General features: G+C 40.9%; 12 protein-coding genes. 9 read left to right on the top strand and 3 right to left on the bottom strand.

What is annotated here, in order from left to right; translation table 11 throughout:
• Window positions 1–459: 459 nt before the first annotated feature.
• The 5 genes from BM289_RS03575 (at window position 460) to BM289_RS03595 (ending at window position 5035) form a co-directional block, all read left to right on the top strand.
• Entirely contained in the window at window positions 460–732 is a 273-nt protein-coding gene (locus BM289_RS03575; RefSeq protein ID WP_091490920.1) for a helix-turn-helix domain-containing protein, read from the top strand.
• Window positions 732–2015, top strand: coding sequence for a type II toxin-antitoxin system HipA family toxin (locus BM289_RS03580; RefSeq protein WP_091490921.1), 1284 nt, complete (start codon window positions 732–734; stop codon window positions 2013–2015). Before BM289_RS03575 ends, BM289_RS03580 begins: the two co-directional genes overlap by 1 nt.
• Window positions 2016–2256: 241 nt before the next feature.
• Window positions 2257–3135, top strand: a complete 879-nt coding sequence (locus BM289_RS03585; RefSeq protein ID WP_091490923.1) for a PIN domain-containing protein — start codon at window positions 2257–2259, stop codon at window positions 3133–3135.
• Between the two features lie 803 nt (window positions 3136–3938).
• Window positions 3939–4514, top strand: a complete 576-nt coding sequence (locus BM289_RS03590; protein ID WP_091490924.1) for a Crp/Fnr family transcriptional regulator — start codon at window positions 3939–3941, stop codon at window positions 4512–4514.
• Window positions 4515–4582: 68 nt separating this feature from the next.
• Window positions 4583–5035 carry a carboxymuconolactone decarboxylase family protein gene (locus BM289_RS03595; protein WP_091490926.1) on the top strand — a complete coding sequence of 151 codons (453 nt, stop codon included), beginning with the start codon at window positions 4583–4585 and terminating at the stop codon, window positions 5033–5035.
• A 401-nt stretch (window positions 5036–5436) separates the two neighbouring features.
• Here the strand turns inward: BM289_RS03595 and BM289_RS25555 are convergent, their stop codons facing one another.
• Window positions 5437–5577: a hypothetical protein gene (locus tag BM289_RS25555; protein ID WP_208610228.1), complete on the bottom strand. Its 141-nt coding sequence runs from the start codon at window positions 5575–5577 to the stop codon at window positions 5437–5439.
• A 1295-nt stretch (window positions 5578–6872) separates the two neighbouring features.
• Window positions 6873–7118: a hypothetical protein gene (locus BM289_RS03600; RefSeq protein WP_091491534.1), complete on the bottom strand. Its 246-nt coding sequence runs from the start codon at window positions 7116–7118 to the stop codon at window positions 6873–6875.
• 378 nt (window positions 7119–7496) lie between these two features.
• Between BM289_RS03600 and BM289_RS03605 the strand changes: the two genes are divergently transcribed.
• The 4 genes from BM289_RS03605 to BM289_RS03625 all read left to right on the top strand — a co-directional run bounded on the left by BM289_RS03605 (window position 7497) and on the right by BM289_RS03625 (window position 13929).
• Window positions 7497–10742 carry a PAS domain S-box protein gene (locus BM289_RS03605; protein WP_091490928.1) on the top strand — a complete coding sequence of 1082 codons (3246 nt, stop codon included), beginning with the start codon at window positions 7497–7499 and terminating at the stop codon, window positions 10740–10742.
• A gap of 63 nt (window positions 10743–10805) precedes the next feature.
• The gene (locus BM289_RS03610; protein WP_091490930.1) at window positions 10806–11195 is read left to right on the top strand and encodes a response regulator; all 390 of its coding nucleotides are present in this window, start codon (window positions 10806–10808) and stop codon (window positions 11193–11195) included.
• 870 nt (window positions 11196–12065) lie between these two features.
• Complete coding sequence (locus BM289_RS03620; RefSeq protein WP_091490933.1) at window positions 12066–13574, top strand: PAS domain-containing sensor histidine kinase; 1509 nt, start codon at window positions 12066–12068, stop codon at window positions 13572–13574.
• 136 nt (window positions 13575–13710) lie between these two features.
• Window positions 13711–13929 (top strand): hypothetical protein, encoded by a 219-nt coding sequence (locus BM289_RS03625; protein WP_143102038.1) that lies wholly within the window; start codon window positions 13711–13713, stop codon window positions 13927–13929.
• Between the two features lie 15 nt (window positions 13930–13944).
• Here BM289_RS03625 and BM289_RS03630 read toward each other — a convergent pair whose 3' ends face one another.
• Entirely contained in the window at window positions 13945–14457 is a 513-nt protein-coding gene (locus tag BM289_RS03630; protein ID WP_091490936.1) for a response regulator, read from the bottom strand.
• Window positions 14458–15093 lie beyond the last annotated feature (636 nt).

The following is a 15093-nucleotide window of genomic DNA, read 5'->3' on the forward strand; positions in this document are numbered from 1 at the left end:
ATTCATGCCCCCCTTTTTTTACATCTGGTTGAGGGTATCGATGGCAATATAAAGTCGCCTGACGATTTTCTCTAAAACCTTTTCCAGGAACAGACTGTCCTCTTCCAAAAGTGAAATCACATTTGAAGAAGCAAATTTGTCCTGTACCTTACTATGCTTAATTACATTCAGGCACTTATTCCTAACTGATCAGTACAGAAGATCTTTAGGGAGATATCATCTCAATATCCTCTCTTTTTTTTCTTTTTCTGTTAGTCTAAATAATAGATTAATAGCGTGGCAACCAAAATTAAAAAAGGAATTCAAAGTACTCTAAAAAGCACATTATACTATACTTATTTCTAAACAAAAGGCTAAATGCATATTTAAATATGCAAAAATATTAACCAACAGAAAAAGTTAATTATAACATGCATTTAAGCAGAAATCGCTATATTTGCATATTAAAATATTCAAAAAATGTTTTTCTTTAATATAGAAAGTATCAGCGAAATTAAGAAAGATCTAGGTTTGCTGACCAGAAAAATGCGCAAGTCTGCAAAGATCTCCCAAGACGATCTGGCAGTAAAGCTAAATCTTTCAAGAATCACCATTCAGAATGTTGAAGCAGGAAAAAATTTCAACATTGACACCCTTCTTCTCATTTGGCAGCATTTTAATGAGCTTGATGCTTTAAGTCGTTTTCTTCGTGAGAAGATCGATGATTATGATAACTTTAAATCCCTTTATTAATGCCTAAAAACGATTTCATAACAGTTCACTGCTTCGGTCAGGAAATCGGAATGCTGTATTTTGAAAAATCTAACAATACGGTGACCTTCCAGTATAAACCTGAATTTCTCGCATCAGGAAAAATGACTAATCTATTTCCTTCCCAGACCGGCATAATTAAAAGAATAGAGCAGAGCCAGATTTTCAGGAAATACAACAGCGAGAGCTTCAAAGGGCTTCCGCCCATGATAGCTGATTCTCTTCCCGATTTTTTCGGAAGCATCATTTTTAATGAATGGCTGCAGAGCAACAATAAAGATTACGCTAAAATAACTGTACTTGAACAGCTTGCCTACACCGCCGATAGAGGAATGGGTGCACTTGAATACAGGCCAGGAAAAAGAATTCCATATAATAAAGAAATTGAAATCGATGAGATTGTCGAAGTTTTGAAGAAAGTGCTGGATACCAAGCAAAACACTTCCGCAGCCCAACTCGACCATGAATCCCTTCTCACTGTCTTCAAGATAGGCTCTTCAGCAGGGGGAGCACGTCCGAAAATCTTAATTTCTGAAAACAAAGAAAACGGCTCAATAGTGCCTGGCGATATAAACTATTCAGAGCATTACAATCATTATCTTGTCAAACTAAACCTTGAAGACGTTCCATATAACAGAGAGCTCATTGAATACTGCTATTATCGCACTGCCCTGAAAGCGGGCATCAACATGATGGAATCCAAAATGATCGATGGAAAACATTTTGCCACCAAACGCTTTGACAGAGTGGACGGCAAAAAAAAACATGTGCTGACCATTTCAGGAATTACTGGCTGGGATTATGCAGATAGCGCATCTAGTGTGAACGAATATGAAAATTTATTCAGACTTCTGCTGCTGTTTAATATTCCGCATGCTGAATCAGTACAGCTCTTTAAAAGAATGGTTTTCAACATCATATTCTGCAATAAGGACGATCATTTTAAAAACCAGAGCTTAATATATGATGAGCTAACAGACACTTGGAACCTTGCTCCCGCTTATGATATCACTTACTCGCTAAATCCCTTAATAAATTATAAAAAGAGCTATAGGGTACTGTCTGTTAACGGCAAGAAAGATGACATAAATTTTGAAGATGTAAAAGCACTCGCTGAAAAATTCACAATTAAAAATTACACACAGATAATTAGTGAAATTCAGCAGACCATAGATTACTGGACCGAAACAGCCATGATTTTTGAGATTCCTGATAAAATCATAGAAAGGATTAAAAACGACTTTACAATTCTAATAAAGAACTAGCATTTTCTTTAAAATAAAAATAAGCCGAATAGTTAAATATAAGTCAAAGTACAAATTTAAAAGGCAGTAAATCAATACAAAGAAAAGCGAACTGCGTTGAATTCCCAGGTAAATACCACGTAAAATGGCGTCATTATCATGTTTTTATATAAAATGATTTAATACTGGAGATCATGTTAAGTACACTTCAATTTTTTATGTACTATTGTATAGCGATTTATAAAAAACAGCACGTCTCAAAATGACAAATATAATTCTAGACTCAAATATTATTTTAAGACAGCCAAAGATTCTGGGACTTCAGATACCTGGCATGAATTTTTTGGTTCCAATGGATGTCATAGAAGAACTAAATACTAGAGCAGTTCAACGTGGCGCACCTTTTGACAAAAGAATTGAGTTAATCACTAAAGCATCTGTTCAGGGCACAATTTCGATAATAAATCCCGATTCACCTTTTTACAGACAATACCGAGAATTAGTTAACAATACTAGATTAAGTGGTCCAGACATTTCAATCATTGCCATTGCCTTAGGGTTAATTAATAAGGGGGACAAGGTCAAAATAGCCACACAAGACAAAGTGATTTGGAAGGTAGCAGAGGAAAATGATATAGAAATCTTGCATGAAGATGACATAAATAATCTTTTGGCAAATTTTGTACAACCTACTAAAAATTCAGCTGATACAGTACAAAAAGAAATTTCAAATTACGAAAAGAAAGAAAAAAAGACATTCTTCTCAGGAATTTTTACAGGCACCATTACAACCTTGACAGCTGTTGTTATCTATAAAAACATTGACATACTTCTACAGACAATTAATGTATGGGGAACCATTATTGTTATTATCATCGCTGCAGTTGGATTGTTTGTTTTTAGAGAAAGAAGAAAGTTGAGTTATGGAGTTTTTGAATTTTTGGTAGGTATTGTAACAATAATCATGCTTTTTCAACCTGTACATTTTAATCTTTCTACATTAAATTTCAATATGGACTTCAATATCAGGCTGATTGGAGGTCTTTATATAATGGTTCGTGGACAAGACAATATAGTTAAAGGAATTAAAGACACAAAAATAGGCCTGTTTCTTAAAGATCGATATGGTATCGGAAGTTAACATTTCGCCGAAATGCAGCATTACAAATCTTTTCGTTTTATAACACAAACTCACCGGGAGTTTATTGCCTTTTGTAAAGAAACAAGCACATTGTTTAAAGTTGCCTTCTATCATCACAGCCGAACTATTATAAAAAAACAGGCTAAATATAGAAACATTAACTAAAAAATTATTAAAAAACTGCTATTAAACTCCATTTCTTCTCAACCAGTAGAAGTTTCTATTAAACTGGATTTAGGACCTAATCCGTCGTAGAAAGTTAAGGCGTAATTTTATTATTTCTCGCCAGCTTTAGTTTTGTGGCAGAATCGTGGCACATGATATTTTAACAATCAAAAGCCTAGGTAAATTACTATCTAGGAACTTTAGGTTCGAGTATATTAAATAAAGGCTTGAATAGCTAGAAAAATATAAATAGCATTACTATAAATATGGGTGCAGAATCGGTGCATCACTTTCATAAACAAATAAGATAGAATCTAGTGTTATTATCATTCATTTCGGAGAAAATTTTTTCTTTAGTAAAAAAAGTGTTAATATAATTTTCACCATTATCAGTCCATAAATATGTATAATGCTATACATATGATTGTTTATAGATTTTCAAAATCTGCGTGAAATGCAGTATCGGTGCATTAAGCTTCAAAATTAACTTAAGACACTGTAATAAAATACCGCGTAAAACTTAATATCGAAACATTACTATGCTTTTTATTGCTATATTTGTCTGATAGCGCGCCAGCGGCACCATTCGGATTAAAAAGCTGGCCAAACAGTCAAAACCAATATGTCATTTACTCCGGATGTACAATATACTCAAAAACCATATAGCCAAGTTCGCACAGGTCTCAGACAATGACTTTGAGCAGATCAAAAAATACTTCAACATAAAAGAAACGTGTAAAAAAGAAAATCTGCTAAAGGAGGGACAGATCTGCCGGCATCATTATTTTGTTTTGGAAGGCCTGCTTAGAAAGTTTTATATTAATGAGAAAGGCACCGAGCAGACCACTGAATTTGCCATAGAAACCTGGTGGATTACCGATAACTTCGCCTACGAGAACCGGCTCGCGACAGAATTTTTTATTCAGGCAGTAGAGAAATCCACGCTGCTTTACATCACTTCGGAGAACCAGCAGAAGCTGCTGGAGGAGTTTCCGGTAATGGAGCGCTATTTCCGTTTTGTCTATCAGCGGGCTTATGCAGCCGCCCAGAAACGCATCAAATTTCTTTTCTCTTTCTCCAAGGAAGAGTTTTATTTTCAGGCAGTCCGAAACCACCCCGAATTCATCCAGCGTGTTCCCCAATACCTGATCGCTTCCTACCTGGGATTCACTCCCGAATATTTAAGCGAAATCCGCAAAAAGCTTCTTTCTTAAACCAGTTTAAGTTTTTTTATTTTCTTATTATTCAATTTTGCATGAAACAATTTTAAAAGAATAATACCATGCAAAAAAGACTTAACATTAAGCAGGCCGCCCCGGATGCACTAAAAGCGATGATCGGCCTTGAAAGCTACCTCTCAAAGATTTCCATATCCAAGACAGCCAAAGAACTCATAAAGATACGTGCCTCGCAGATCAACGGCTGTGCCTACTGCATCAACATCCACACTCAAGATGCCGTTAAAAACGGCGAGACAAACCAGCGCATTTTTCTCCTGAGTGCATGGAGGGAAGCCGGGGACATTTTTACAGAAGAGGAAAAAGCAGTACTGGCGGTAACCGAAGAAATAACGCTGATCCATGAGAATGGACTAACGGATGAAACCTATTCAAAGGCTCTGCTGTATTTCAGCGAAAACCAGATAGCAGATATAATAACGGCCGTAATTACCATCAATCTTTGGAACAGGGTTGTTCTCAGCACCCGCCTTCTTATAGGAGAAAGTTTAGCATAAGATAGCAAAAAAAAAAAAACGGATTTAATCACGAATGATTCCAAAGGTTTAGAATTGCAATTGAATTTGATTATAAGGGGCCCGATTTATTTCGGGCTCACTGCTTTTACTAAAAACTCATTTAGGATTACCAATTGGTAAACTATTTAATATTTCCAAAGAACAGCATATTGCATATTCCGCTATTTGTCACCAAACTATCCGGTCAGCTGCTTAGCTTTGATAGCAGCGTAAATCCTTTTGCACTCAGGTCCAAGAAGATCAGAACGGAATAGCGGAAAAAGCTCCTAAAAAATGCCATTAGCAGCCCTTGCCGCCTAAAGGCGTCTATTGAAAGTCAGAAATTTTGTAAAATTCTTTTATCAGCAAACTAAAGCTAAACAAATCGCAGGCAAATGCCGTTAAACGATAATTGTAATGAGTAGCACCGCTATAAACGACAGTATCGAAAAAACCATCACATTTATCATCATGCTTTTTCTATTTATTGAATCCTGCGCTTTATCTATTTCATTAATTCTTTTCTTTTCGTGCGTTTTCATTATATAGTTAAATTTTGAATAAGTGCAAAATTATAGCTCATAGGCGGGAAACATTTACAACTTACTCCTTCAAATTATCATAATTCCGATAAATGGCGGGTCAAGATAAACGACAATACTGGAGCTGCCATCAAATTTTATGATTAAAAAATTAATACAGTTTGTTCTGTTTAAATAGACTATTCAATAACTTTTCCATCGATCCCCAGCAGGATAGCCAAACCAAATTTATAAAGTCAATGAAAGACAGCCTCTACTTCCAGTAAGCCAATCTCTTCAAATCTTCCATAAATTTTGTTGAAATTTGTCCCGTCTGGGTCACTAGTCGGGACAAAAGAAAAACATCATCTTTTGTCGTGTTTTTTTTTAATACATTATTTACCAAGGATGTATAAAAACTTACCTCCAACAGTTAACAGTTGAGTGCACAGCTTCTGTGTACTGCTATACACTGCACGATATGATCTCAGAAATGATTTAGTGGGGTAAAAACCACCGTGACAAAATAAGGGAGGACTGACAGATAGTTGTCAAAACAAAACAGGGCTCCTCAGAGTCCCAAGCCCCGACAGCAGTGGAAATCCTTCTGCGCCTGGGTTCGGCGCAGAAGATTGCTTCGCCAGTTCGCTTTCGCTCGGGTGCAACGGATAGCGGGAAAAAGCTCCAAAAAAAAGCATAATTTACAATTAACAGTGATGACTGCTCCGAATAAAATTCCACAGCAATTTTCCCAATACCGATTAATCCAGACCTTACAGAACTCTGCCTGCTTTTATGCAGACAGCCATAAAAAAAGGGACCTGCCAAAATCCGGCTGATGTATCTCAGCGATAATAAACGGCGTCAAAAAACATCCCCATCTATAAATTATATAACAAAATAACTGCAATAATCCATTAATTTTGCAGTTTAAAAACCCGGCCGCGCAGACAGCCTCAAACAGCAGTCTTCTCTAATCGGAGCGCCTGTCTGGGAAATTATGGCAAAATGAAAAAGTTTAAAATTAAAAAACAAGACAACGACAAATGGCTGGTATCCCATAACGAGTTCCCCAAGTTTACCTGCTCCTTTGCGGATAAAAGATACAACTATGGAAAGACCATCACAGGGCTGTCCCACCCTGCAGGGGACCTAAATGAAATCCGGCTGCTCCAGAAAATGGAAAAATGGCTCTATCAGCACCACACGGAAAAAATAAACCGATAGCAGCATGCAGCCTCTTTAAAAAAAAAAGCAATGAGCAAAACTGCCCGCTGCCGGCGCTGTTTTCTCTGCGATGCTTCTTTAAACATAATTTATCGTACCTCTATAGTATCGGCAAGGTTTTCCCTGTCGATAAAGGCGGCAATATACTGCCGGGCTTCATTGCGTTTTTCAGCGGCCGTTTCAAAAGTGTTGAGATGATACTCCTCATCCTGGTCCAGGATATGGATGATCTCAGTATAGCCCTTTGATATCAGGCTGCCCTTGAGCTTAAGAATGGTGTGCTGCATTTTGGCATCCAAATCTTTTCTCACCTTTAGCTGTATCGCTTTTTCCATTGTAAAAGATTGGCCTGTTTGTTTTGGCATATTTCCTGAATCAAATATAATTATTTAGAAAGCATATTCAAAACACGGATGTGTTAAAAAACAGACTCCGCAATGTGAAAATTTTAGAAGATTCAAATAGAATTGTATAAAACCAAGGGAAGCAAAAAAAATTAATTTTAGAAAAAATCTTCCTGATCAAGGACGCATCAAAATTGCTAAAATCATGGAATACGAAAAAAAAAATTATGCGCCCGAAGGACTGGGAAAAGATGCCGATGAGCAGGAAAACCTGCTTTTTGCCGAAAACGACTGGGAAAAATAAATTGCTTACTTTTACAGAAAAGCTAAGGCTGCTGCCCTGCAGCGCCCCTGCCTAAAACCACAGACTTGAACCAAGACTTTACGAATTCCGAATATTACTTTCTTCAGAACGGAGGAGAATCTGCCGAGCTTATTGCAAATATAGACTGGGAAAACCATGCTTTGGGAAGTCCCAGAAACTGGCCCGAAAGCCTCAAAAATACAATAGCCACCATCGTATCCTCAAAATTTCCGATGTTCCTCTGGTGGGGGGATGGCCTGATCCAGTTCTATAACGACTCTTACAGCCCCATTTTTGGCACGCAGGGCAGACACCCCAAAGCCATGGGACAAAAAGGCATCGACTGCTGGCCGGAAATGTGGGACTTTATTTATCCTCTTATCACAAAGGTGCTCAGCACTGGGGAAAGCGTGTGGTACGATGACCTGCTGATGCCGATCCTGCGCAACGGAAAAATGGACGACGCATATTGGACTTTCAGCTACAGCCCCATCAGGGACGATCAGCGGCAGATCAAAGGCGTATTGGTGATCTGCAATGAAACTACTGAAAAAGTAAACCACAGCCGTATACTTAAGGAAAACAGGGACGAATTGGAATTCGCCATCACTGCTGCCGAATTTGGGACCTTTGACCTGAACCCGGCCACAAACCGCTTTGGTGCAAATGCAAGACTCAAAAAATGGTTCGGCCTTAAATCCGATGAGGAAATACAGCTGCCCATAGCACTTGAATCCATTGCCGACTGGGACAGGCAGCGCGTAATGGAAAGCATCCGGAAGGCCCTGGATTATGGGTCAGGCGGCAAATATGATATTGAATATACCATCGTACATCCTAAAACTAAAAAGCGCCGTATTGTGCATGCCCTGGGAAAAGCATGGTTTGACCAAAACAAAACGGCCTACCGTTTTAACGGCACACTGCAGGACATTACCCAGCATAAAAAAGCGGCCGAGGAACTCCAAAAATCAAGACAGCTCACCGACCTTACCATAAAAAGTATGGGACTTGGGCTTTTCAACATCGACTTCGCCGACAACACCATAGACTATTCCCCCGAATTCAGCCTGCTGCTCACAGGCAGCATCAAGAAGAATTGCAAGAGGAAGGATTTCCTCAAATACCTTCATCCCGAGGACCTGCAGCTGCGGTCCCAGGCTATCCAGAACGGAATCGAAAACGGCTCCTTTTTCTACACGCCCCGGGTCATCTGGGACGATGGCAGCATACACCGCATTGCCGTGTCGGCAGCCAGAATCCTTACTTCGGATGGAAAAACATCGGCATTCTCAGGCACCATTGCCGATATCTCCCAGCAGGAGAAAAACCGTGATGCGCTGAGGCTCGCCGAGTCACGCCTGCAGCAGGCGCAGCGGGACGCCGCAGTGCTTTTCAAAAATGTGACCGACAGCTCACCGACCGGTTTATGGCTCTGCAATACCCAGGGCATGATGACCTATTTCAATAAGACCCTTATTGAATTTACAGGACTTCCGTACGAGGAACTGCTGGCAGGCAGATGGACACGCGTAATTTATGAACAGGACTATCTGCAGGCTAAAAAAGCATTTCTGGACGCTATCCAAAGCAGGAAACATTTTGACGTGCTGTTCAGGGCCGAAAAAAATACAGGCGAACTCATCTGGTGCAGGGCCGCAGGAGATCCGTTCTTTGACAGCGATGGGAATTACGGCGGTTATGCAGGATTCTGTATGGATATGGACGAGATCATCTCCGGGCGTAAAGCCATTACTGAAAGCCAGCATAAGATCAGTGCCATGGTCGAACAGTCACCGTTCGGGATCTGCCTCTTTACGGGTCTGGACATGAAAATAGAGATTGCCAACGACATTATGGTCAGCTACTGGGGCAAGGACCGCTCCGTTATCGGCCTTCCCATGGAAGAAGCGGTCCCCGAGCTTAAAGGGCAGCCATTTATGGACCTGCTCCAGGAAGTTTACCGTACAGGAGAAACCTACTATGGACACGCAGTGCCTGCCGATTTGAAAGTCAATGGAAAGCTGGGCACCTATTATTTTGAATTCACCTATACCCCGATACGAGACTCAAAGGGAGAAATTTACGGAATAATGGACATTGCCGTCGATGTTACCGATCAGGTCATGGCTTCCAAAAAACTCGAAGAGACCAGACTGGCGCTCACCGGCGCCATAGAACTGGCCGAACTCGCCACCTGGACCCTTGACGCCGGGGAAAAAACCATCACCTGCTCTGAGCGTTTTAAAAACTGGCTTGGAATGGACACCAGCACCGCCCCACGCGAGCAGTTCCTGGAGCGTATTTCGCCGCCCTACCGCGATAAGGTGTCCCTTGCACTGGAAGAGGCACTCAGCGGATCGTCCGAGCATTTTTACGATTATGAATTTGAGATCGTAAACAAGATAACCGGCCAGCAGCGCATCATCCATGCCAATGCGCAGGTGCTCTACAGTAAGGACGGATCTGTAGCCGCGCTCAGCGGCACGGCACAGGATGTGACCAAACAGCGCAGCCTGCAGCAGGAACTTGCCTTTAAGGTAAAAGAGAAGACTGCAGAGCTCGTGTCAGCAAATGCTGAACTCGAAGCCAGCAACCGCGAGCTTTCCCAATTCGCCTATATCGCTTCCCACGACCTGCAGGAACCGATACGGAAAATCAGCATTTTTACCGATATGATGAGAAGCAATCTGGATAAAAATCCCCAGAAGGTGCAGTTCTACATCGACAAAATCCTGACCTCATCGCGAAGAATGGAAAACCTGATCAAGGATGTGCTGCAGTTCTCCAAACTGGCCAATATCACCCAGCAGTTTGAACCGGTAGACCTTAATGATGCAGTAGCCGATGTCCTGACGGACTTTGAGCTTATTATTGAACAGAAAAATGCCGTGGTGCAGATTGGAGAGCTCCCTATTGTGGAAGCAATCCCCCTTCAAATGTCGCAGCTTTTCGGCAATCTGGTATCCAATGCCCTGAAATACACCAAACCTGATGCGCCGCCGCAGATCAGCATTACGGCCCAGCCGATGGCAGAATCCGAAAAAAGGCTCCACGCCCTGGATCTGGAACTTGAGCACATAAAAATAGAGGTGCGCGATAACGGGATAGGTTTCTCCCAGCAGCATGCCGAACAGATATTTAATATCTTCCAGCGCCTGCACGGCAATGACCAGTACTCCGGAACGGGGATCGGACTGGCCATGTGCCGCAAGATCATGCAGAACCACAAAGGTGAGATCACCGCTTCCTCTCAGGAAGGGGTCGGAACCGCTTTTACATTGATTTTCCCAAGGCTTCATGAAAAATAAAATAAGGAATTGTAAGATAATGAAACGGAAAACTATATCTTTGCTGCCCATTACAATCCCTAGATGAAAACCATTTTTTTAATTGATGATGATCCCGACGACCGCGAAATTTTTGAGGAAATTCTCAGCCAGGAGCATCCCTTAATTGCATTTCAGCAGGCCGAAAACGGCGCAGCGGCATTTGAAAAGTTACGATCCGGCAGTTTTACAAAGCCTGATCTGATTTTCCTTGATCTCAATATGCCCGTTATGGACGGACGCAGCTTCCTAAAGCAGATCAAAAAAGAAGCGGCGCTGCAGGATATTCCGGTAATTATATACAGTACATCATCCAGCGAAATAGACAAAGCATTTGCTCAGGATCACTTGGCGGCGCAGTTCTTGACCAAACAGTATTCCATTGAGCTGCTGCGCAAAGACTTGAACGCGGCAGTGGAAAATTTTCTGTCCTGATTTTCCATAGGTCCGGTGATTTTTTTGGATCAACAAAAGGGAACTCTGATTAAAAGCTCCTTTTTGCTTTTTTTTATGATTCCTTAGCTGCCAGGCTTTAGCGCATCGATCAGAATTAAATATAAGAAATTTAAAAGCTGGTCGGCCAATTTGCATAATGATAGTTGGCTGGCATCTGCACCACCTCAATCCAATTAGAATTCTCTTGCCGATTCAAAACTTTTAGTCCCTGATGCGCAGGCAAAAGAATGGCAAGTGGAAAACTTTCAAAACGAAAAGAGAATTGAAAGTGGCGGCTTTGCGCCAGCCCCATATGAATCTGCGTTTTAAAAAATCTTAAAAGCTTCTTAAGGCAGCTGCTGTGAGCCTTCCCGTATCCGCTATGAATCAATATAATGCGAATTATGTAAAAACAAATCTTATTCATATAAAAAGAAAAACCATCTTAAGCCTCATATTTGCTTGCAATCCTCAGCCTTAAGGCTGTGCTTTGGCAGAATATAATTTTACGATACAAAATACAAAAAACCATATCATATAAATAGTACGGCACCGTTCATTCCATCACCAATTCTGCGCTTATTTATCTTTTAATTCCCTGCGGTTTGCGGAGAAATTTTAAGCGGACATAAAATGGAAGATTATGTTTATTATGGATGCCCGTCTGATATGCAATCTGTCTGACGGTTTTTTCAGTTGTGATCATTGAAGAGAAAGATCCGTCATGAAATAATGGAAGCGGCTCTTGTCAAAGCACCTGCAATTCAGCTTTCAATTATTGGAATTATGATACACTATACGCCGCCAGCATAACAGTAAAATATTAGAAAACATTAGATTAGCCATAAGAACTAAATAAAACCCAACGCTATGCACCATAATCCAAGGCTTCTGCAAAGTATAATTGACGCTATTCCAATGCCCGTAGGGGTATATGTGGGAGATAATCTTAAAATTGAACTGGCCAATGCCGCCATGATCAAAACCTATGGAAAAGGGAATGATGTTATTGGAAAAACCTATCTTGAGGTTGTTCCAGAAATTGAAAAGCAGCAGATTCTCGATGAGGCGCTGGGCGTGCTTAAAACCGGCACCGCCTTTCATGCCGCAGCCAAAAAAGTAGATCTGGCGATAGACGGTGTGATGACTGAACATTACTTCAATTACAGCTTTATACCCCTCTTTGATGAGAAGGGAGAAGTATACGGCGTACTTAATACGGGCACTAATGTCACGGATCTGCAGCTGGCCAAAGAGGAAGTGCAGCATTCCAATGAAAAACTTAAGATGGCCATTGAGAGTTCGGGCATAGGGAGCTACGAAATAGACCTTGCCACAAAGAAAATCAAAACATCGGGAAGCTTCGATGCCATTTGTTCCATTTCAGGTGATGCAACCAATGAAGATTTAATTGCAAAACTGCATCCCGATGACCTCCCGGCGCGGGAAAAGGCGCATAAAGAAGCGGCAGTGACAGGGAAAATATGCTACGAAGCCCGAATTTTAAATGACGGCCGCCCGCACCGCTGGACCAAAATTAACGGCAGGATTATCAAGGATGAACAAGGCAGCCCCAAAACCATAATAGGCATTGTGCAGGATATCCATGAGCACAGAGAATTTCAGGAAGAATTAAAAAAGCAGGTCCAAAGCCGCACAAATGAACTCAACCGCTCCAACAGAGACCTTATGCATTTTGCCAGCGTGGTGAGCCATGACCTTCGCGAACCGCTGCGAAAAATTAAAATTTTCAATACCCTCTTAAGAGATGATATGGAAGGAAGCGCCAGTGGCAAATCTGAAAAATATCTTCATAAAGTAGCCCAGTCCGCCCAAAGGATGGAGAATATTATTGAAGGGATCCTGACCTATTCGACCGTAGATAAAACCCTGCAGCATATCGAAGCCATAGATCTCAATGAGGTTATTGAAAATATAAAAATAGATCTGGAACTGGTCATAAAAGAAAAAGGCGCTGTTTTAATTGCTTCTGACCTGCCGCAAATTCAGGGAGCGCCGATTCTAATCAGCCAGCTTTTCTATAACCTCCTCCAGAATGCCCTAAAATTTTCAAAAGCGGACCAGCCGCCCAGGGTGACCATAACAAACAGCACAATCCATATTGGAGGGGAAGATTTTGTGCAGATAAAAATAAAGGACAATGGCATTGGAATCGATGGCCGGTTCGCTGAAAAGATCTTTACGGCATTTGAAAGGCTGCACTCCAAAGACCAGTACGAGGGAAACGGACTTGGTCTGGCACTGTGCAGAAAAATTGCCGAAAGGCATAATGGAAAAATAACTGCTGCCGGAGAAAATGGCAATGGGGCGGAATTTACCGTTACCCTGCCTTTAGAACAGAAGGCAGATACCATATAAAATTCAAATATTCTGCATTCTTTACTATCCATCACCTGCAATAATATTCTATTTTTGCAGTTCAAAACTGAGCGGCAAAAAACAGCCCAGATGCATTCGCAGCTGATTGTCTGCAGAGATTAAAAAGATGACGGAAATGAAAAAATTTAAAATTGAAAATGCAGGAAAGGACACCTGGCTGGTATCCCACAACGAGTTTCCGAAATTCACCTGCCTTTTCGAAGATAAAAGATTCAATTACAAGAGAACCATCACCGGGCTTTCAGACCCCTCAGGGGATCCAGAGCAGATCCAGCTGCTCCAGAAAATGGAAAAATGGCTAAAGCAGCATCACAAGGGCAAAATAGACGTATAACGCAGGCAAAAGCCCTTAGAAGTCACCCTGGGAGGTATTCTTTTCCGAAACAAAAAATAAATTTATGGCCGGCCTCAATAAAGCTTTTGCCCAGTGCAGAAAGAAGACTTTCTTTATCACCATCACAAAGCCTGCAAAAGAATTGGGCTTCTGGACATAAAGGTCCGCCCCCTTTTCAAAGCTCTCTTCAATATCCGAAGGATGGCTCCAGGTGGAGATCATAACGGCAGGAATGTCCCGAAAATCTTTATCGCCCCTTATTTCTTCCAGCGCCTGCCTGCCCCCCTTAACAGGCATATTGACATCTATAAAAATAATATCGGGATCTGGCTGGGATTTGTCTCTGAGGCTGTCCATGAGCTGCTGCCCGTTTTCAACGGTGGTTACCTCTGAGGGGACCTGCGCCTCATCCAGGGCATCGATGAATAATTCCTGATCGTCCTTATCATCCTCGGCCAGTATAATCTTTACAGGCTCTTTTTCATTTACCCCTTCAGCGGACGGGCGGGAATTCTCTGAACTTATCATCTTGAATCGGTTTTGTGCTTATCAAATGTAGTGCATAAATGCCAAAAAGATTTCAGCCATTCCATAATTTTAAGATAAATAATTTTCTTCCTATAGATCTTGCCGGCAGCGCCCCCATGTTGGGGCTGCCTTTAATTTTACCGAAAGAAAATCAGCGGTCTTTTAAAGATTTTTTGGACAGCCTAATTTTGCGCCAAAACATGGCGCCTGTTCTTTGGAGCTGATACTATTTCTGCTGCAAAAAATTTAGCATTATTTCAAAAAATCTGCCATTCCAACTATTGTGGCATACTTGTGACGGATAACTTTCTATATGCCTGTTAAATCATTAAGATCAAATTCTTGCCTACTGAAAATCGCAGAGCATTCGCTCTTCAAAATGCGGCCCAGAATTATTACTTTATAAATTTATCATCTTTAAATTGCTGCATTCTCAATTAAAAGCCGGTTCATTTTAAAAACAAAAAAAACACACTCTAAAAATCTAAAAACCAATATTTTAACCCAAAAAGAGATACTTATTTTCTATATTTGCAACTCACGCAAATAGAATTTTTCATGAAGTACCTAATTCTGCTTTTAATGATTTCAGGGTCTGTATTTACAGTTGCAGGACTATTGTTTCCCGCAAATTTT

The organism is Flavobacterium phragmitis (assembly GCF_900112575.1).
Lineage (GTDB): Bacteria > Bacteroidota > Bacteroidia > Flavobacteriales > Flavobacteriaceae > Flavobacterium > Flavobacterium phragmitis.